Annotated in this window: 11 protein-coding genes and 3 pseudogenes; 2 read left to right on the plus strand and 12 right to left on the minus strand. The window is 38.8% G+C overall.

The window, feature by feature from the left end; genetic code table 11:
* Window positions 1-349: 349 nt before the first annotated feature.
* A complete protein-coding gene (locus ACRWSG_RS22655; RefSeq protein WP_462167627.1) occupies window positions 350-2776 on the plus strand; it encodes a PAS domain-containing hybrid sensor histidine kinase/response regulator in 2427 nt (808 codons plus the stop codon).
* A gap of 236 nt (window positions 2777-3012) precedes the next feature.
* Window positions 3013-4214: pseudogene (locus ACRWSG_RS22660) on the plus strand (IS256 family transposase).
* A gap of 734 nt (window positions 4215-4948) precedes the next feature.
* Here ACRWSG_RS22660 and ACRWSG_RS22665 read toward each other — a convergent pair.
* The 12 genes and pseudogenes from ACRWSG_RS22665 to tnpB (ACRWSG_RS22720) all read right to left on the minus strand — a co-directional run bounded on the left by ACRWSG_RS22665 (window position 4949) and on the right by tnpB (ACRWSG_RS22720) (window position 20109).
* Window positions 4949-5635 (minus strand): DUF4400 domain-containing protein, encoded by a 687-nt coding sequence (locus ACRWSG_RS22665; protein WP_462167628.1) that lies wholly within the window; start codon window positions 5633-5635, stop codon window positions 4949-4951.
* The gene (locus tag ACRWSG_RS22670) at window positions 5632-6165 is read right to left on the minus strand and encodes a hypothetical protein (protein ID WP_462167629.1); all 534 of its coding nucleotides are present in this window, start codon (window positions 6163-6165) and stop codon (window positions 5632-5634) included. The genes ACRWSG_RS22665 and ACRWSG_RS22670 overlap by 4 nt, the downstream gene beginning before the upstream one ends.
* A gap of 50 nt (window positions 6166-6215) precedes the next feature.
* On the minus strand, window positions 6216-8237 hold the full coding sequence (locus ACRWSG_RS22675; RefSeq protein ID WP_462167630.1) for a type IV secretion system DNA-binding domain-containing protein: 2022 nt from the start codon (window positions 8235-8237) through the stop codon (window positions 6216-6218).
* Window positions 8221-10464 carry a MobH family relaxase gene (mobH, locus tag ACRWSG_RS22680; protein ID WP_462167631.1) on the minus strand — a complete coding sequence of 748 codons (2244 nt, stop codon included), beginning with the start codon at window positions 10462-10464 and terminating at the stop codon, window positions 8221-8223. Before mobH ends, ACRWSG_RS22675 begins: the two co-directional genes overlap by 17 nt.
* 42 nt (window positions 10465-10506) lie before the next feature.
* Entirely contained in the window at window positions 10507-11250 is a 744-nt protein-coding gene (locus ACRWSG_RS22685) for a hypothetical protein (RefSeq protein ID WP_462167632.1), read from the minus strand.
* A complete protein-coding gene (gene mobI, locus ACRWSG_RS22690; RefSeq protein WP_462167633.1) occupies window positions 11240-11731 on the minus strand; it encodes a conjugative transfer protein MobI(A/C) in 492 nt (163 codons plus the stop codon). Before mobI ends, ACRWSG_RS22685 begins: the two co-directional genes overlap by 11 nt.
* Window positions 11732-13125: 1394 nt before the next feature.
* A pseudogene (gene tnpC / locus ACRWSG_RS22695) lies at window positions 13126-14609 on the minus strand (IS66 family transposase).
* Between the two features lie 86 nt (window positions 14610-14695).
* Window positions 14696-15043, minus strand: coding sequence for an IS66 family insertion sequence element accessory protein TnpB (tnpB, locus tag ACRWSG_RS22700; RefSeq protein WP_462167634.1), 348 nt, complete (start codon window positions 15041-15043; stop codon window positions 14696-14698).
* Window positions 15043-15339, minus strand: coding sequence for an IS66 family insertion sequence element accessory protein TnpA (tnpA, locus tag ACRWSG_RS22705; protein ID WP_462167635.1), 297 nt, complete (start codon window positions 15337-15339; stop codon window positions 15043-15045). The genes tnpB (ACRWSG_RS22700) and tnpA overlap by 1 nt, the downstream gene beginning before the upstream one ends.
* Before the next feature lie 228 nt (window positions 15340-15567).
* Window positions 15568-19143: a putative Ig domain-containing protein gene (locus ACRWSG_RS22710; RefSeq protein ID WP_462167636.1), complete on the minus strand. Its 3576-nt coding sequence runs from the start codon at window positions 19141-19143 to the stop codon at window positions 15568-15570.
* 284 nt (window positions 19144-19427) lie between these two features.
* A pseudogene (gene tnpC, locus ACRWSG_RS22715) lies at window positions 19428-19997 on the minus strand (IS66 family transposase); the annotation flags it as partial.
* The gene (gene tnpB, locus ACRWSG_RS22720; protein WP_462167637.1) at window positions 19936-20109 is read right to left on the minus strand and encodes an IS66 family insertion sequence element accessory protein TnpB; all 174 of its coding nucleotides are present in this window, start codon (window positions 20107-20109) and stop codon (window positions 19936-19938) included. The gene tnpB (ACRWSG_RS22720) and the pseudogene tnpC (ACRWSG_RS22715), both read right to left, overlap by 62 nt.
* Window positions 20110-20111: the final 2 nt, after the last annotated feature.

Genomic DNA, 20111 nt, shown 5'->3' on the forward strand with positions numbered 1-20111 from the left:
TGGCTCATTCATCCTAAGTTAGTATAAGGCGTATCGTCATTCAAGTTAACTTCTATGTTTGATTTATAGCGCCTTAATTTTCAAAATCAGGAAATACTTAACTATATTTTTTACAAGCCAAGCGTTTTGAGCGTTGCATAATTTTTGCCTAGCATCATACCTGCCTTTGCAGTCGTTCGACTTAATACAACATGTAGCTATTCTTTCTTCCCTCTATCTAAAAGACAAATCTTAACATTTTAATCGAGCATTCAAACATGTAGCTACAACTTAACTCTTATGCTTTATACATTTACATCGCACAGCTATACTGTTTTTGAACTTTTCAATGAGTACAACAGGAATCAAAGTGGCTTCAAATAGATCTGATTTAGAGGCGGAAAATAAAGCACTAAAAAATATGCTCGATCAAATTACCAGTGAGCGTGATAAATATAAGAAGTTATTTGAAGTCTCGGGTGATGCGTTATCTATAATAGATTTGAAGACGGGTAAGTTTATAGAGTGTAACCAAGCGGCTATCGATATGCACGGTGTTGAAAGTTGCCATAATTTTATAAACTTAAGCCCATCTGAGTTATCACCTAAGTTTCAACCCTGCGGTAACTGTTCAGATGAGCTGGCTAACAAGTATATTATGAAGACAATGTCAGATGGACCACAACTATTCCAGTGGACCCATGCTAGACTTGATGGCTCTACTTTCCCATGCTTAGTTTCATTAACTGCACTGTCAGTTAGGGATAAACAATTAATTCTAGCAATTGGTCGAGATATCTCTGAGCTGGTAAATACCCAAAATGAGTTACACGAAGCGTCAATCAAGAAAAGCGAGTTTGAGCTAGCTTATCTAGAAGAAAAGCAAAAGTTTGAGAAGTTCGTTAATCTTGCACCTATAGGCATTGCTATAAACTCAATTGAAGACGGTAGTTTTGAATTTGTAAACAAATCATTCAGTGATATCACAGGCTACAGTATCAATGAACTGAATCAAATGGATTATTGGCAACTCACTCCTAAAGAGTATGAAGAGCAAGAGTATTTGCAATTAGATTTGTTAAATGAGACTGGTCGTTATGGGCCTTACCCTAAAGAATACATACATAAATCAGGCGTAACTTATCCTATATTGTTATCAGGCATAAAAATTAGTCATAGCAACGGTGAAGCCTCTATTTGGTCAATTGTGCAAGATATGTCAGCACAAAAAGAAATTGAAGCACAGATACAACTTTCTAAAGAAAAAGCTGAGAGCTTGGCATTGAGGCTTCAACTTGCTAATGACTCCGCAGGGATTGGAGTTTGGGAATGGGATTTAATTTCAGGAGAGTTAGACTGGGATAAGTGGATGTATAGGCTTTATGGAACAACAGAAGCCAGTGTAAAAGAAATAGGTACTAAAGAAACTTGGATAAACAGAGTTCACCCCGACGACATCGAGTGCATTAAGTCAAAGTTAGAGGCTGTGATTGAGGGCGTTGAGGTGTATGAACCAGAATTTAGAGTGGTTCATCCAAATGGTGATATTAGGAATTTAAAAGCTTGTGCAGAAGTGCTAAGAGATAGTTTCGGTAATGCAATTAAAGTCGTTGGTGTTAATTATGATGTTACTGATAAAACCCTTGCCATGCAGATTTTATCAAGCGCTAAGGAAGCAGCTGAAAGTGCCGCAAGAGCTAAAAGCGATTTTTTAGCTAATATGAGTCATGAAATACGAACTCCAATGAATGCAATACTAGGTGGATTACAGCTACTTAAGGATGCTGAGTTACCATCTGATTTAAAGCTAGTGCTCAACAATGCTACTTTTTCAGCCCAGTCTTTATTAACTATAATCAATGACATTTTAGACTATTCAAAGATTGAATCTAATAATGTGATTCTTGAGCAGGAGCAATTTTCATTATCAGAAGTTTTAGATTCCGTAAAGTATGATATGGAAACACTTGTGATTAGTAAGGGAATTGAATTTTTAATCGAAAAGGATGATAGCTTCATTGATTATTGGGTAGGTGACTTGGTTAGGGTAAAACAGGTTCTCTTAAACCTTGTCTCCAATGCCGTTAAATTTACTAATGCCGGAGGCGTAAAAATAAGCGTTAGCAGTCATAGAGAAGGTCAACAGTCCGCATTTCTTGTTAAAGTGATAGATAGCGGCATTGGTATGAATGAAGAAGCTGTTTCCAAAATATTTGAGAGATTTACTCAGGCGGATACTTCTACAACAAGGAAGTATGGGGGGACGACGCTAGGTATGTCTATCGCTTTAAGTCTGATAAAGATGATGGATGGTAATATTGAAATTACTAGCTCGGAGGGAGTTGGAACGAAGGTTGAAGTTACATTACCATTAAAGCCTGTTGATATGGTAAAGGTACCGAAAACACAAAAGTCACCATCAGCACCCAATTTAGCCGATAAAAAAATATTAATAGCAGAGGATAATCCTATTAATAAAATATTGATAGAGTCGATGCTGAAATCAACAAAGGCTCAATTAACAATAGTAGAAAATGGCCAATTGGCAGTGAATGCGGTTGAAAAAGGTACTTATGACTTAATTTTGATGGATATCCATATGCCTGTCATGGATGGTCCAGAAGCTCAAAGGCTTATCAGTGATTTAAAACCTAGCCTACCTGTAATAGCACTAACCGCAAATGTTATGAAACAAGATGTAGATGGCTATTTAGCTCAAGGCTTCATTTCCCACATCGCCAAGCCTATCGATATTAATGATTTGTATGGTTCGTTGAAGAATATCCTTGATAGTTGACCACTTCCTAGTTAAGAATTGGGAGAGTCTCAATACTTTGAGAACAAGTTAGGCTTTTTCAAACTAACTAAGAAAGGCATAAGATCTGAGAATTCATAAAAAATAATGAAACAAGTTTAAGTTGTTGATTTTCATTAATAAAATTATAAATTCAAGCTTCGTGAGACTGTAACTAATTTTGTGTAATTGCCTATCTCAAATTACCCTATAGATGGGTTAAGGATAGGCAGATGAACATGAATAAGAAAGAACTTGAAGCTTTCGCAAGAGAAGCCGCCAAAGGGATTAAATCCTCTTAGGACCTAAACGAATTTAGCCAGATGCTCAAGAAAATCACCGTTGAAGCGGCACTAAATGCAGAGATGGATGAGCATCTAGGTTATGAGAAGCACCATAAATCAACTTCTACAAACAGTCGCAACGGTAAAAGTACTAAACGAGTTAAAACTGAAGATGGTGAATTTGAACTCGACACTCCTCGTGACCGTGAAGGCTCCTTTGAGCCAAAGTTGGTCAAAAAGAACCAAACCCGCTTTACGTCCATGGACGATAAAATCCTCTGGCTTTACGCGCAGTGTATGAGTACCCGTGAAATCGTCAGTGCATTGGATAAATGGTATGGTGCTGAGATATCGCCTACGTTGGTGTCTCGTGTCACGAACGCGGTTATTGAGCAGGTAATTGAATGGCAATCTCGCCCTTTAGACGCTGTTTACCCTATTGTTTACCTAGACTGTATCGTCGTTAAAGTTCGCCAAGATAAACGGGTTATCAACAAGTCCATTTTTCTTGCATTAGGAATAAATACCGAAGGCCATAAAGAGTTGATGGGAATGTGGATTGCCGAGAATGAAGGTGCCAAATTCTGGTTAAATGTGCTGACCGAACTTCAACAGCGTGGTGTAGAAGACATCCTCATAGCGTGTGTTGATAATATAAAAGGCTTTTCAACACATTATTCCCTCAAACCAACATTCAACTGTGTATTGTGCATATGGTGCGAAATTCATTGAAGCATGTTTCATGGAAAGACTACAAGGCCGTTACAGCAGACCTCAAGCGCGTTTACCGCTTAGCCACAGAAGATGAAGCCTTACTTGAATTAGAGCGCTTTGGTGATGCCTGGGATAGCCAGTATCCGCAGACTACAAAATCATGGCGCAATCATTGGCAAAATCTAAATACGCTTTTTAATTATCCTGAGGATATTCTAAAGGCAATCTACACAACCAATGCGATAGAGTCGCTTAACAGTGTGATTAGGAAAGCGATTAAGAAGCGAAAAGTCTTCCCGAGTGATGACTTAGCAAGAAAGATGGTTTACCTTGCAATTCAAGATGCCAGTAAAAAATGGACAATGCCCATTCAAAACTGGCGTCAGGCGATGAGTCGATTTATCATCGAGTTCGAGGAACGCCTCGAAAGACATATTAACTAAGTGGCAGTTACACAGAATCTGTTACAGGGTCAGCTTCGTGTAACTAAAGCGCTTTGCAAGGTAACATGAGTAATTTCTAGTAAATAACAATAATAGTCTTTTCGCTTAATTAAAAAAATCTCCTCCACCTATTAAGAGTAAGTTTGTAGCAACTGCTACTACCTAAAACCAATACATTAAGACAATTTGTAGACATCTTATAAGTCATAATCGCCATAAAGGTTTGATAGTGTCTGTAAATGAAACCAATTTTTCTGTATATAATGGAGGGGATTGTTGATGGTTGTTCTTCAACATCAATTACTAGTCGTTTGTGTACTGGACAGGTATTGTTATTGATCAGCTCACGTTCTGGTGCAGTGAATGAATAATTTAGAATACGCAACCCATCCCTCCCAGCATTCGCTGAGAAGGCATGTTCATCATGAAATTTTTTATAGAAAAATGAGTCATTGATTGTACTTTTTAGTGTTCACTTGCCCAAATTATCAGACTTTTTTAACTGGCAACAGTTTCTTAGGCAAAATCATATAGATATGAGGGGTGTATAGCTCCAACAAGAAACTTCTGCGTTATAGTTATGTTGCTTTGGTATCTGTTAAACAGCTGTTGAAGTTTCGCTTTAATCAGCGAGAGCGATGAAAAACTTCGCTGCTTAGAATACACCAGTAACACTAACGAAGCTGTTACATGCTCCGTTATATACAGGTTCCTTTAGAGTCCCACCCTTAGTTCTAAATATGCTTTTGCAGTGTTGCTATGTATCTAGATGTTAGGAATGATGCAAATAATAAAGCAATAAAAGGTATGTATGCCCCAGCTGTGGGGTAAAAGTTGGGTAGGGCGAAATAGACAATGATACCTACTAAAATACCTTTGATTAGTTTCTTAATAACTAACATACGAGTCTTAGTTTTGTTACCGAATGTATAAGCCCTAATTCTCCAGCTATAAAGACCAATAACTAGTTGTGAAAGTGCGAAAGGTACTAGAATATAAAGCCAAATCATTAAAAGGTTTGCTCTGTGTAAGATTTGGTATGTAAGCGTTTGTATGTTGCTTGTTACCCTTTTCACTAAAGGCAAAAGCTTTGCTGTTAGCCTGGCTAAAGGGTTTTTATCGTCTGTATCTCGACTTACCTTGTCCAAAAAATACTGCTTAAATCCTGACCTCACAATGATTGTGTTGTAGTGTCTATACGATGCATCTGTAAGGTTAAGCCAATTTCTTTCACCGATGGTCTTGTAGCTCGCTTTAACTTCATTTTCTAGCATTCTGTTAAAGCTAGTGGGGTTTAAAGCAAAAACCTGTGCTGCCAGCGCAAATAGAATAAAGATGAATAACTTTGAGTATTCTTTTTTTCTATTTTGCTCTCCAGACTTATCCTTATAAAGGTCTTCGCTGTCATTTTCATGAATCATGACGAAAACACCTCCTTAAATGCAAGGGTTTTAGTTTCATCGAAATTAGGAATGCCGAAATAGAACAGGTGTGAACGCTTCACAATCTTGCCCATTAGAAAGTGCTGTATCATCAATAATGATTCTTGATTTAACTCTTTTTCAATCAAGTTTGGTTTAGCGCGTATTGCTGAGTTCTTGTGCGTGATGAGAAACTGGCTGATTGTCTCTAAGAGTGGGTCCCATACTGCAATACACGAGCCTGAACCCCCTGTGTAGACCATAACATCGAGTACAGCTGTAAGTTCACTTGTAACCGTGAAGAGAAAGGCTTTAAAAAACTCTGCTCGGCTCAGATGTGAATTATGTACAAGAGAGTACAGACCAGCTTTGTTAATGATGTGATTAAATAGATCTACATCTTGTTGAGGATGCTTCAATTCATCCCCAATAAATTCTAACAAATATCGAAGAGTTTCTTCCACAGCAGGTGCTTTCTTGTAGATGACCGAGTATATGTGCTTGTTATCTTCTGAAAGTGAATTATTCACATTGCTTTTTTTGTAGCATCTACTTTGGATTTTATATATTTTTTCTCTGCTCATCGTTGTATTACCGGTACTTTAGCTTTGATTGTTCTGCCGTCAGCAAGTCGTGCTACATATTGTAAAATAGGTAGCGAACCAAGTAGGCTTTCGTTAAATGCTTTGTCGTTTTGTCGTGTAAGCCTCTCAGCGTATGAAGAACCAAAGTCAGTCATGTCATTTGTGTTCCCTGAACTTTGACCTAAAGTGATTTGTTGGCTGGTTATTGGCACTTCACCAAATTGGCTGGAAGCATATTCTTGAGTTGATGTGTCGTTTGCTCTCATAGAGAAGAAGTTGTTGCACAGACCTAATACACGGTTTGCAGTAGCTGGGTCTGTTTTAGCTTCAATATCAGCTTTAGTTTGGGTTGCAATAAACATTTGCATGAATGCTGCACGACCTTGGGCTAATAAATTCAAAAGGGCATCATTCCCAGCAATCGCTGCATGTACTTCATCCACAAACACCGCTACTCGACGGCCTCTCCCTTCTGAGAAGTTGTATCGTGAACCTGCTACAGCAGCAATGTCAGCTAAAACAAGTTTGCTCAAATAACCAGCTGTCTTTGTGTCGCTGAGAGAATCAAGCGCCATGTAAAGTAGTCCTCCATTTTCAACGATGTCTGAAGTGTCTACATAACGACTGTCTTTCTCTCTTATTTTCCCTGATTTCTTTGATACACCTTCAATGTGATTTGATGTGTAATCTATACTTTCACTTTCAGCTGTATCGTATTTAGTATCCTCATCACGCGCATCTAAGCTTTCAGCTATCGCCTCTTCTGGTGATATAAGCTCATCCATAGGTGTAGATGTAAGGACGCTAAAAATAGGAAGTAAATTAGCTGTCATCTTTTGCATATGCTCGGCGTTGTGCGTAAGCAACTGAATTATGCCATCCACTTCTGGTGATTGATGTTGTTGAGATATAACTTGTTGATAGTAATTTAGCATTTGCTCTAAACGAGTTTTCCCGAAAGAGCTTATTTTGGCGCTAAGTTGAGTCACCCAATCTTCCCCTAAGCATTTAGCGTAGTGTCTTTCAAGGCACTTTTGAGTTAAGGCGGTTTTGCCTGTTGTCACATAACGAGCAATTGATTTGATTTGTGGTTGTATGCCCGCATAAAGCATCGCGTTAACTGTTGAGTTTATGACGTTCCAGTTGAATCGAATGAAGCTATCTTCTTTACCCGACTCAACCATAATGGATGCGATACGCTCAGCTATCTCAGTCGGTCTATTCCAGTTTTTAATCGGATCTATTGTGCAAGATGTAGATGGTTTAGAAGGGTGAAAGTAGTGGAAGTGCTCGCCCTTACCAAAATGTTTCATTTCCGCTTGTAGGGCTTTGCGCCACGATGAATCGTTTTTTGGGTCTAATACAATGACGGTATAGCCTTTGTGGATCATTGCGAGGCTAAGCAAAATGAACATTGTTGTTTTACCGGTACCAACATTGCCCATAATCATAGAGTGACCAAAGAACGTTTCAGCATCTACGTATTGCCTTTCGGCATCCCCGACACCATCAATCCATGGCTTACCGCCAAGCTTTAACGTTTCTTTACGCCATTTTTTAACGAATGGTTTAAGAAATAGTGGAAGCTTCACCTCTTGTTTGTCAGAGTATAACCCTTGTATTTGATATGAGCGATTTGCATGCTCCACGCCCCATTCAAATCCATTTCCAATGAATATCTTGTTCTTTCCCTTCTTTTTGTTGTTTGGATTTAGGATATTCTCTTTAGCCATGTGCTCTTGACGTATTGCTTTTATATCCTCGAATTCAATCTTGTTGAAGAAGATTTTGCACTGGCGTTTGACTAGTGGAATTGCCTTTAGAGTGTAGTGTCCACATTGAGCGGTGAGTATTGTAGTGATTCCAAAACCCACCATACCGATATGGCCTTCACTCTCAATAACGCTTGAGGTAAAGGTTACAACACCAGCGGCTAAAGAGACGTAAGCCTTATTTAATTCATATACAGGTCGGTATAAATTTTCGTGGAATAATGGGTTACTACGTTCCTGCGTCATGTTTCACCTTAATATGGATGTCATTCTTATCTTGTACGATTGAACTCGACAAGATATTTGTTTCGCTGGCTTTGCTGTTTGTGACGGCATTAACAAGAGTTTTCTTATCTCTTATAGGTGCAATTAAAAAGCCGTCTCTTAACTCAACTTTTTCGTGAATAATGTTTCCAAATAATAATTCAGCAGTCTTAGGGGTTAAGCCAACAGCAAGCAGAGATTCAATATCTAACTTTGCTTTCTGAGATGTATTATCAGCCGCGGTTACATCTGAACTATCCTGATTTTCATTTGATTTCGGCTTTTTTTTAGCTTTTTGGTTTTGACTTGATTCAAGCGACTTCGCTTTAACGTATTTACGCTTATTGATGATGAAGTAACGAATTAATGCTGGTGGCTTTCTTTCGATAAGCCCCGCTTTTTCAAGTTCGTTTTCTAGATTGTCGTCAAGGTTGTCTTTCCATTTATCATCAACAAGGTAGTAGTTTTGATCATCGATTAAAATCGGCTCTAAGGTCTTTATGAACTCAATGGCTTTGGTCGTTGAAGTCACCTTAATACCACTCTTTGGTTTTGGTGCTGCTTTTTTAAGTGTTGTTTCGTTATTTTGCTTTTCCGGTACCTTTGCGCTTTGTTGGTTGGTTGGAGCAAATAGCCCACCATTAGTGTTCCTTGGTTTTTCCTTTTTAGGTTTATCTTTGTTCGGGCTATCCTTTTGAGCTGCTTTTGCCTTTTCAGATGGATTGTTAGGCTTAATGGGCTCTTCCGCAGTAGCTTCTCCTTTGGCTTTACTGGTATTAGGCTTGCCTTTTTTTTGCGGACTCTTTGTTGCCGAATGCTCAACTTTCATTTCTAGAGAATCACTACTAGCTTTTAAGTGAGCCGCAGCCTCATGAGCAATAACATTTTCTTCGCTTATGTATCGGTAACCCTCACTTGAGTAGATGACTGCGTTTAGCCCCATGTCGAGTTTTAATAGGCCGTAACGGTTTGGTGGAATAACTTCACCTTTAAGCAAAAATAAAGGCCACTCCAGACGAATAACGCCAATACCGCCCTTAAGATTTTTACTGATGAGCAAATCAATACCCTCAGACAGGTTAGTAACAGTTTCAAAAAAGAGCGCGTAATCAGTTTTTTCTTGCTTACGAAGAATGCCCCTATCCATCATTTTTTCACGCAAAAGACTTGGGTTGTTAGGAACGGTTGGATCTGATTGATGCATTTCCTTTGCTAACTCATTGAAGCATTCAGGCCACCGAAGGTATATCTCGTTATCAATAGCTATAGCTTTACCTTCTGTTAGCCATACTTTGGCTTTATCTTGCATTAGCTTGAGGATTTTTTCGTGTAACGCTGACTTCCTTGCGCCAAGGTCGTTGTCCCAAGTTGTTTGAATGTCTTTGGCAGTTGAAACATAGTCAGCTGAGCGAACCGCTCTTTGTAAGTAGCCATCTATACCTTGATAGTTTGCAAGGGTGGTGCTTATGTCTTCAAGTAAGTTGCCTGGGCATGTGCCTATGTACCTCTTTGCATCAGGAGTGAGGATTTGTTGAAATATGGGTTGTGGAGAAACTTCATGACCCTTATGGATTCTGTCTTTTCTCCATCTAATGCCAACTTTTGTTATTTTGTTTTTTTCTTTCCAACTAACAAGGTCCTCTATAATTGGAATCCAGATATTATTTGGATTGCTTTTATCGTAAATATCCATATCAGTTTGCATCTTCCCTGCATCGTGCACTAAGCCGCAAAGCCATGCGGCGTACTGATATCTTTTTGTTCTTTGTCTCTCGATGTCTAGAGGGAATTCTTGAGGGAGGAATTGAGACTTTGCTTGCCTTAATGCCAAATCAGCTACTTGTAAACTATGTTCAATTAAGCCGAACTCTTTAGCATGGTGATAACCCTCAGAAGCAGGAAGATTGCCACAATATCTAGCGTAGTTTTTAATCGTATCTATAAATAGACCCTGAAAGGTTAGGTTCTCTTTTTCCCAATCATGGCAATTTCCAAAACAGTAGCGAGTTTGAGCAATTAAATATTTATTATCATCAATGATCTGATTAACTAACTCTGGGCTATTCGAACTATCAAGATCTACATTGCACTTCTTTGCGTCATCTCTCATCAAGCGGGCGGCATTTTCACTTTGAACGATTAGATACTTTTTCTGAACTTTAAAAAAAAGCTTAATTAAAATAGTAAAAGGAATAAGTAAAAGCTTCATATTTCTCTCTGGAAAAATTAGGCGGTTTCCCGCCTAGTCATTTTAAGCTGCGTTGACTTTTGAGTTGCTTGGCTGTTCGATTTCGTTCTTAGAGTCTGCAGAAGGGCTATCTAATGAAGTGGATTTTGAGTCAGTCTTTTTTTCTTTGTTTTTAATTGAAGCTTTGGCTTTAATTTCTTCATTTTGTTTTAAAATAAGACTGTCATCTACATACAACTCTAGGCCACCTCGAATTAACGAAATTAGTTGGATTGATTTAAATCGACCTCCACTTCTGTCTTTACCAGGTGATGTAGCGTTGCTAATTTTTGCTACTAATTTTCGTAATAGACCAATTGCTCTATTGCTGTTTTCATGACGACCTAAATCTGTAACAAAACCGGTTAACCAAAGATTTTCTAATTCTGCTATTTCATTATCTAAAGTATGAATTAAAGTTAGTAACTTCCAAGTGACTGGATAGCAAACTGGTACGCTTGATTCGTAAGAGCTTGGTGTCATAACTTCTGGTGATTCTTCTAAACCGGCATTTTCCATAAATGCTTCTTTTTGTTTTTGTATACTTTCGATTTCTTGGTTAAACCAATCAGCAAGCTCTGACTCCCAAGCGCTTACTTTCGAATAGAGCTCATTTTCTGTAGTGGTTAGCATTAATAATGAACCAATGCGTTCATAAATATTTAATGTCCGGTCACCTTCGTTTTTCCAAAAGTTATGGATGGTGTGTGATTTGAACTGGATATTAGTAATAAATGTTTTATGGATTAGTTGGTCATTATTGATCATGATTTTCTTCCTCAGCTGGAGCGGTAAATAGTGTTTTAGAAAGTTTGCAGATCTGCTTTTTCAAACTAACTCTGGATGAATGCAAAACTTCAAGTGACTCCCTTAATGGAGCAAGTTGCATTTCAGTTTCCCAATTAATTTTTGCGTGGCCATCCTCGCAATTTTTACTCAGTTGCTTTTCGGTATATCCTTTTTTTGTTGGTGGAATTTCTTTCCCCCAATGCCTATTAATTTTCTTGATAGGTGAGTACTCATGAGAAACCCAAGTGATGTAAAATTTTTCAGAGTTTTTTCGCTGTCTAACTTTTACTTGTAATGTCGATTTTTTAAAATCGCCCGACTCACCATGAATTTGATCTAAAAGAACTCTCCTTTTTTTGTGTTGATCACAAATATCTTGCGCGCTTTCTACAATTGTTTTTTCAGCATCTTCGATCGCCTCTAAAACTAATTTCAGCACTTCTATTTTTGTAGACAGCATCTTTAACTCCGAACTTTAATTGAGACTTAATTATGCTTTGCAAAAAGATAGCTAAAGTCGAATTTTCAAACGTATATTCAAAAAAATTAGCCAAAGCACGTTTTTAAGTGTGGCGAACCGAAAGTTGAAGTGAACTAAACCTCAAGGGTGTAACTGGGAAATAAATCTAGAGCAATAAAAAGGCTTGCTCTATTTAGATGCAAATAAAAGTTTTCTGCGTTGCGAAACTGCCAAGGAACACTGTGAAGGGGGATTGTTTTTTGCATCATAGATACGCAAAAACTTGTCATTGAATGACATTGGTTAAATTAACTTTTTTCTGCATCATAACTACGCAGAAAAACCGTATTTATAAATTGGGGAGCTATTGCGGCAGGTTTAACATGTAGCCAAACCGACTGTAAATGTTGAATGGTTGCATCATAATCTATGCAACGGAATACCTGTGAGCTTTAAGTCACCTTGTTTTAAACGGTTCTAAAGAGGATAGTTAAGGAAAGAAATATTATTTACGGTTACTGCAATAAAACGAAATTTTGCATCATATATGTAGCAAACAAACTTAAATTACTTGAAATCTAAAAGTTGAGGGCTTTGATGCTTACATCATCAATCTACTCTACGTCTTTTTGTGTGTTGATTTATTTACTTAGAAAAACCTGGCCTTAGCTAACAGAGGGGTTACCCATAATTTTATGAGCATGTTGCTATAGGCAGCGTTGGTATCATGAATAGCAATTTTAGATTTTATAGAATGTGAAGGGCCTTACCTAAAAACTAGAACTTGAATAACCCTCTTTTAAAGTTAAGTGCTCACAATCCGTATAGTGGATAGTGTTAGCCAGTAAAAGATAAAAATCACTTTCCGCAAAGCGGTTAAATTGTTCGCTATATGTTTAACTCATCTTTCATATGCATTATGAGTTTTAAGTACTTTGAAGCTTCAGATAGGCTCATTTAAAGTCCGCCATATGAACCATGGTAAACTTAAGCTTATTCCTCTTAAAGGATGTCGTTGCTGTTTGGTTATTTCCGCACTATGGAAAAACTGCTTCCAGTATTCTTCCGTATATGAACAGGGACTTTGTCTGGTGGTATTTTCAGAACAATAGCGCAATAAGTAATATTGTTAGTTTTGGACTAACGAATATCACTCGATGACAAATCCGCATCATGAAGTCTGTAAGGTGTGGACGTCTTCCATAATACGGAAAACAATATCGATACATTTCCATTCACTTGAATTAGTAATTTAGTAGGGGAGGTGAGCAACTAGTTTATGAATTGAAAGGAGCTTACTCCATAAAGCGGACGTACATACTCACTAGAATACTGCTTTTGATTTCAAGCTCAAAATGAAATTGAGGGTGAGCGTCTAGCTAACGACACTCAGCTTATTTAATGTTCCAAGGTAACAGCGATTCAATATTATCAGGCTGCTCAATAAGGTGCTGTAAGCAAGTAGAAATATAATCATGCACTATAAGATCATTGGCCTTTGCGGTTTCAACAAAGCTATAAAGTATCGCACTGGCATGTGCACCCTTGCTGGTATTTGAGAACAGCCAGTTTTTTCGCCCTACCACGAACGGTTTTATAGCTCGCTCTGCGCGATTGTTATCAATTTTAAGCCTGCCATCCTCTAAGTAACGTCGGAATTTTTCAAATTGATTTATCGCGTAGTTAATGGCTTTACCTAGCGTCATTTTGGGCGGGATTTTATCTTTGTGCTTGAGCAACCATTGATATAATTTGTCAACAATGAGCTTGGCTTTTTGTTGTCTAACAGAGTACTTCTTTGTGGTTGGTTTACCTTTAATGGCTTGCTCAATACCGTAGAGCTTGCCAATAAGTTTGAGTGCCACATCCGCTTTACCCGTTTTTTTATTATTCCCTTTCGCTTCGATGAAGTAACGACGTATATGAGCAAGGCATGCAACCAGTGTTGCCTGAGTTTGCTCGTAAGCATTATAGCTGTCAACTTGCATGTAGCCTTGTAACCATTTAGGAAATCAACGGCACATTGACCGCACGACTATTATGATAATCAAACAGGACAATATTCGTGCCTTCCCTCGGCTTATCATCGCCACAACAATATAGCTACATATAGCTGGTTACGTTATCTGCGTTAATGATGTTTAACGGGGTTTCATCAGCATGAATAACCGCCTGCGATAACAACGCTTCTTTTAAGCGTTGATACACAGGAGAAAACAGCTCTGCGCAGCGTAGCATCCAGTTTGACATGGTTTGTCTGCTCAACTCAATACCAATATCGCCTAACAGTGTTTCTTGGCGATAAAGCGGTAAGCCAAACTGGTATTTACATGTGATTAGTTGACTCAGCAAACTGGCCGATTTAACCACACATTCAATGCCTTCACGCTCACAGTGACGGCGCGCATATTTAGGACGAATGGTTTTGATTACTTTGATATGCGCTGGCACAAATTCTAACGCTTCACTGATGCTTTCACCCATTTTATGTAAGGGGCTTTGACTGCAATCACATACTTTCTGGCCCTCATCGAGGTCAACAACCACCTCAACTCGCGGTTACTGCGCTGGCAGTGGGCGGCGTTTAGGTTTGGCTTTTTCTTTTTTTATTGAGGGGGATGTTGCCAATAGCGCTTTATCATACTCATCAAGCGTTGCTTCCACTTCATTGAATACTTCGCCTGCCCCCGGCATCTTCTCCGATTTTTTTGCTGTATTCTTTAGCAAGTTTCGCGTTGTAAGCTTGCAGCAATTCGTGAATTTGCGCATCTTTTTTAGCTAATTCTTCATCCTTTTTCACAACGATGTATTGCAACTCAAGCAACATGCGTTTGAGTTGTTCTGGGTCGTCAGGCAGTGAGTGTGCATCGAGTTTCATGCCTGCAATTTAACAAAACTTTATGCACTTTTCTCGTTTTCATGCCAGATAAAATAGGATGTGTGGCAATGATCGTTTACTGTTAATTAGATCATAGATTGATACTGCAACTCTTCATGACCAAGCACATCATATCTCGACAGCAACCAATCCAGTTGCTCAGGGCTGAGTTTAAACTCTTGTTGACTCGCTTTGTTTGGCCATTTGAATTTGTGCTTTTCTAATCGTTTGTACCACAGTGCAAATCCCGTTTTATTCCAGTAAACTAATTTGAGTTTATCTTTCGCCTTATTACAAAACAAAAACAACGCGCCAGTGTAGGCATCACGTTCAAGCTCGCCTTCAACGATAGCGACCAAGCCATCAATGGGTTTTCGAAAATCCACAGCATCGGGGTATAAGTAAATACATTTAGGTTCAACAAACATTTTCATCAGGCAAGCTCGCGCAGTAATTGGCTTAGATAAAATGCAGACGTTGTGGGTGGTAAGCTGACTTTTACTTTACTAATCGAGAGGATGATTGGCTGTTGCGGTTCGAGGATATCGACGTGTTTCATGACGTTTGCTCGAACAAAGCTGCCTGATGAGGCATTAAGTTTACTTCGCGCGGCATAAAACGTTGTTTTTGATAAAGCATTTTGCTGGCAATAGTCAGTGATAGTCAAATCACTGGCTTGTTGTTCTTCAATAATACTGCGCCACTGCTCTAGGCTACGCGCTTTTCTCATGACTATCTCCTCATTGAAATTTGGAAATAGCTTAATCATTTTACTGAGTTACTGGTAGGTGTATTTTGCTAGATGCTTACCTTTATTTCGTCAGTTAAACGTTTACAAAACACCTAATCAAGTGCATAAAAAAGACTTGGAATTTTCGCCCCAAGCCTTTCATTAAAACTGTCACCTATTTCAGAACGCGACAGAAATCGTTATATAACAGTGATAACCGTATTTAGATCATCGGTTGACTAATCTGCGGGTAAAAGCGAATACAATTAAAATTAAACTGAACCAGCCTAAGCTACCACTATCATTATCACTAGAGTCTTCAACGGGTTTTTCAACAACAGGTGCAGCCACTACATTAATGCTAAATTGTTCTGTTACAGGCTGTGAAATTTCACCATCGGTAACAGATACGGCAATAGTTACCGTACCAATATGTTCATCACCAGGCGTACCTGAAAAAGTTCTAGTGTCTGCTTCAAAACTCAACCAGCTTGGCAACTCTGTACCATCTTCTAATGTTGCAGAATAAGTCAGCTCATCGCCTTCATCAGCATCAGTAAAAGTTTGCGCATCAAAGGTAAAGCTATACGCAAGACCCGATTGTGTTTCCTGATCTGGAATTGCTATGTTGACTACGGGTGCCCTGTTCTTTTGAATAACAACAACTTGTGCACTCGCATTAACAGTTTCATCATTAGCTAGCTCAACCACTACAGTTACCGTTTGCTCGGCAATATCAACAGGCCAAATTATCTGACCAGCTTGAGCAGCCAATTCAGTTACAAGATTTAATTGACCACTAGCATGAACTAGTTTGACATTTAGCTCATCATTTTGGTCTAGTCCTGCAACATCCCAAGAAACTCTTAAGTTTTCACCATTAAAGACAACGTTTTCAGTGTTGATTAAAATACTTGGTACTATGTCAACGACGACATCAAACATTACTTGCTTACTATCGATTGTAATATCAAAAGATTGAGCTTCAACATTTTCGCCTGAAACGTCTAAACGATATAAACCTAAAGGCAAACCGTTAAAGGAAAATCGCCCGGCAAGATCGCTTAAAGTGGTGTTAATTAAATCAACCTGTATACCTTCAGCCGTGAATAGTGATAAATCTACATTAGCTACTGCATGGCTGTTAGCAGAAATAAGTCCAATAAGGCTTGCTTGGTGTGTATTAATTACCACACTTTCAGCAGTGCTGATTTGATCATCGTCTGTTATGACAAAAACACTATAGTAGTAAATCGTATCTCTAGATGCCGAAGTATCATTACATTCGTTAGCAACTTCACCACAAATCTTCAGGCCATCATTTGGACTTACAGGGAAATCATCTGTGCTTCTTACAGTGATGACTTCAGCAATATTTGGCAAGTTAGGTAATGTCCATGTAAGTTGAACATCGCTACCGTTTGAGCTGGCTTGTAAATGGCTAATAGCCTGAACGGCCACAGCGGTTTCACCACTATATGTGGGCTCAACAATGGTATTGTCGATAACTACGCGCACATCACTATTAACTTTAATAACAAAACGCTCATCGCTAGGTATCTCTTCGTAGTTTATTACTTCTAGTGTGCCACTTTCTGTTGTGCGTTTTACAAAGACTCTAGCGTTGGGGAATTGCTTATAACGTTCAATTTCTACTTCAAACTCACTTGCGCGAGACAAGTAAAGCTTTTCAGACATAAGTGAGCGACTGACATAGCTTACATCTTGTGCCATTTGATCAGATAAAGGCATTAAACGAGCTGATTCGTCAGTTTGCTTGTTTTTCACCGAAACAATACGAGCACCCTGCACGACAACTTGCGTATGAACTAAAGAGTTCATAGTAATAGCCGCTTTATTACTATTTCCTTTCACGTTTTGCTCAGTAACACCTTCCTTACTAGCATTCAAATAAAATGCATTTTGTGCTTCTTGTGCAGTGCTATGAAGCTGTAACTCATCATTAGTAACACTAGCAAATCTGGTCATTGAACCACTGTTAGCATACGGGTTATACGCCACAAAATCACCGAATTGGTTTTGCACTGTGCCTGTTTTTTTGAAGTCAACGACAAAATGCGGGATAGTGCTTAACGCATCGCCAGTAAATTCTAATTGGCTATAACTGTTTGGAAAGTTATTATCATGCGTTACAAGTACGGTAGTGTTGTTATATTTAATTAGTTGGGTTGCCACGATGGCATGACCACCTTTTACAGTGAAATAGAACACCAGTGGGGATGCTTTATCATTAGTGAAGTGTTTAGCATAATAGCTACTTAGCTGCTCAACATTGCTAAAACGTGAGAAACTGGCACTACCGGCGCCACTATTTGCTCCGCTCCCCGAGTATGCGCCTTGGGTAACAAAGTAATAAGCAATTTGCGCCATACTTTGCACAATATCATTATTGTTCGTTGCAACATATTGACTCACGTCTTTAGGTAACGGTTTTGGTGTTTGCGTTTCACGGTATTGCCAATGGTCATTATAGAGTGTGGTAATTGTTTGCGCAGAGCTACCCTCAACAATTGAGCTACCCCAAGCTGATGCTTGTGCGCTGTTATTAAAGTTACTCGCCGCTGAAGTGGCTAATCCATAACACACTCCACCGAAACTTCGATTTTCTCGAACACTTTTATCAATGCCGTCATATTTACCGACAATTTCATAGGCTTCATCTCTACGATGTTCAGGTAAAATAGGCGTGATACCATCAGCAACATTAAGTAGGGTACCATGCACTGCAAGTTGCTCGAATGAACAGTTTCCTAACACCCAGCAAGCAATGCCTCCGTCAGCTAACATGGCATCACTCCAACCACCATTTTTAAAGGCATAACCATGTTGGTCAACATTAAATGAAGTACCATAAACACTCAAATTGTTTAAATCCTTTATAACTTCACACTGCTCAGCTAAACAAATAGACATGCTGGCATCTTTAAGTACATAAGGTGCATTATTCAGGGTGAAGTCTACTTTAAATGCCTTCTTAGCAGCGTCAACTGAACATTCCCCAGGTAACTGCTGGTTACTATCTTGAACGATAAAGCTGTGCTGAGAACAAATATCCTCTAATGCACCACCACTTTTAGCAACTAGATCACGAAAATAAACAGTAAAGGTATTTGAAACCTTGGCGCCACGTTTTTGATAAACTTTATCGGTTTCAAAATCAAAATTAAAAAGAGATTGCGTTTGGTTGAACCAGACATTGTCAATAGCAAAACCGGCGCGCTCTTCTGTTTCTATTGCAATACGGAAGCTAGCAATGTTCTCACCACTAATTTCAAAACGCTCAATACCATAGATGGAATCAAAACGCTTACCTAGAAGCTCGCCATTTTCGTTATACCAAGAAATAGCCGTTGAGCTGAGGTCATCAAAATAACCTGCATCAAGGGCAAACGTATTTACTGTTAAGGTTCTACTTGGATCCGCCGGGTCGACAAAATGCCCTTCAATAGCACCATTAAATCTTGGATAGCCCGATAACACCGGAGTAGTTGGGTTAGCACTATCTGAAGTGATAAATGGTGTATCTCCAGAGAAAATAATTCCTTTATCAGCATATTGGTCGGTTATGTAAGTGTTTGTCGCAAACTCTGAAAAGGTAATTATACCTTCCTGTGCCTCTGCCTGAACTTGGTTTTGTTTACTGAATTGTTGTTTTTGAATAGTTGGTGAAGAAGAATAAAACTCTTCACTATAAGCTTGTTGATTGGTCTGTGCGTTGGCCGAAGTGACTAAAAGACTATAAGCTAAGCAAGTTGACGCGAAAGTAGCTTTATTACATTCCATAAATATTCCTTTTTATCAATAATGAAACACCCCCTAAATAAAAACATGTAGCTAACTTTTATTTGACGTCATGGAGCCTGATTAGAATATATCAGTATAATTTTTACAGCAAGCGTCGACAGAATATTTAGTTTTTGAGGTTGGCTTAGGCTTCCCAGCTTTCGCATCTTATCGTGTGGGTATTTCTTACACTTAATTATTCGCTTTTTAATCATAGCAAAAAAATTCAGCAACCATATTATCATGATAATGCGGTTGACGCCTGAAGCTACGTAAGCATCTAGCTAACGACACTCAGCTTGTTTAATGTTCCAAGGTAACAGCGATTCAATATTATTAGGCTGCTCAATAAGGTGCTGTAAGCAAGTAGAAATATAATCATGCACTATAAGGTCATTGGCCTTTGCGGTTTCAACAAAGCTATAAAGTATCGCACTGGCATGTGCACCCTTGCTGGTATTTGAGAACAGCCAGTTTTTTCGCCCTACCACGAACGGTTTTATAGCTCGCTCTGCGCGATTGTTATCAATTTTAAGCCTGCCATCCTCTAAGTAACGTCGGAATTTTTCAAATTGATTTATCGCGTAGTTAATGGCTTTACCTAGCGCCATTTTGGGCGGGATTTTATCTTTGTGCTTGAGCAACCATTGATATAATTTGTCAACAATGAGCTTGGCTTTTTGTTGTCTAACAGAGTACTTTTTTGTGGTTGGTTTACCTTTAATGGCTTGCTCAATACCGTAGAGCTTGCCAATAAGTTTGAGTGCCACATCCGCTTTACCCGTTTTCTTATTATTCCCTTTCGCTTCGATGAAGTAACGACGTATATGAGCAAGGCATGCAACCAGTGTAGGCATCACGTTCAAGCTCGCCTTCAACGATAGCGACCAAGCCATCAATGGATTTTCGAAAATCCACAGCATCGGGGTATAAGTAAATACATTTAGGTTCAACAAACATTTTCATCA

This window comes from Pseudoalteromonas sp. GB43 (genome assembly GCF_054923805.1).

Coding starts and splice junctions, on each gene's coding strand:
- ACRWSG_RS22665 (WP_462167628.1), bottom strand. CDS start 5,635: ATGATTCATGAAAATGACAGCGAAGACCTTTATAAGGATAAGTCTGGA.
- ACRWSG_RS22675 (WP_462167630.1), bottom strand. CDS start 8,237: ATGACGCAGGAACGTAGTAACCCATTATTCCACGAAAATTTATACCGA.
- mobH (WP_462167631.1), bottom strand. CDS start 10,464: ATGAAGCTTTTACTTATTCCTTTTACTATTTTAATTAAGCTTTTTTTT.
- ACRWSG_RS22685 (WP_462167632.1), bottom strand. CDS start 11,250: ATGATCAATAATGACCAACTAATCCATAAAACATTTATTACTAATATC.
- mobI (WP_462167633.1), bottom strand. CDS start 11,731: ATGCTGTCTACAAAAATAGAAGTGCTGAAATTAGTTTTAGAGGCGATC.
- tnpB (WP_462167634.1), bottom strand. CDS start 15,043: ATGAAAATGTTTGTTGAACCTAAATGTATTTACTTATACCCCGATGCT.
- tnpA (WP_462167635.1), bottom strand. CDS start 15,339: ATGAGAAAAGCGCGTAGCCTAGAGCAGTGGCGCAGTATTATTGAAGAA.
- ACRWSG_RS22710 (WP_462167636.1), bottom strand. CDS start 19,143: ATGGAATGTAATAAAGCTACTTTCGCGTCAACTTGCTTAGCTTATAGT.
- tnpB (WP_462167637.1), bottom strand. CDS start 20,109: ATGAAAATGTTTGTTGAACCTAAATGTATTTACTTATACCCCGATGCT.